Origin of the sequence: Frankia sp. AgKG'84/4, assembly GCF_023242965.2 — a bacterium.
Classification (GTDB): domain Bacteria; phylum Actinomycetota; class Actinomycetes; order Frankiales; family Frankiaceae; genus Frankia.
Window position 1 is genome coordinate 1 of sequence record NZ_JALKFU020000921.1, and the last position, 768, is coordinate 768.

1 pseudogene is annotated in these 768 nt (G+C 72.3%); it reads right to left on the reverse strand.

Going from position 1 to position 768, the window contains the following annotated elements:
* Positions 1 to 740, reverse strand: a pseudogene (locus tag MXD58_RS26045) (PI-PLC domain-containing protein); the annotation flags it as partial.
* Between the last annotated feature and the right edge of the window lie 28 nt (positions 741 to 768).

Sequence of the window (768 nt, forward strand, 5' to 3'; positions counted from 1 at the left end):
GGTGTGCCCAGGTCGAGCCGGTCGCCGGCGAGGCGGCGGCGCAGGTCGGTGAGGGCCGCCTCGTCGCCTTGGAACAGCAGCGGTCCCACCGCCGCGAGCGCGGCGGACACCCGGCCCTGACGCAGCAGGCCCGCGACCTCGCCGCGCATCCGCACCCGGTCCGACGGCGGCAGCCTGCTCACCAGCACGGCGGTGATCCGCTCGGCCTGCCGGGCGGTGAGGTCGAACGTCGGGACGCCGGCCGGGCGGCGGCCCTGCGCCATCTGGTCCAGACCGGCGACGAGCACCTGGGTCACAGCCGCGACGTCGTGGGCCTGGAAGGTCGGCGTGCCCGACACCTGCCCGGCCAGGTAGATGGTCGCGAGCTTCGCGATCGCCGTGAACACCGGTCGTAGATCGACGCTCAGCGAGAGGGTCGGATTACTGCCACCCAGATAGTCCGCGATCTGGGCGCTGAGGGTGTTCACGGTGCCGCGGACAGCTGATTCCGGTGCGACGATCCGCAGGTTGTCGACGACGACGTCGGACGGCACGGGCAGCCCCGCGAGCAGGTCACGGGTCACCCCGGCGACCGCCGGATCAGCGAGGACCTGGTCGTAGAGCCGGTCGTAGACGTCCGTGTCGTCGACGGCCTGCCGGTAGTAGCCGGCCCGTTGCACCGTGAGGTTCGTCGTCAGCGCCCCGACCGCCACCGGGGGTGAGTCCCACTGCGTGGTGTAGATCGGGAGCGGCTGGTTGATCGTCCGGGGTGCGGGTGTGTCGCTCCGA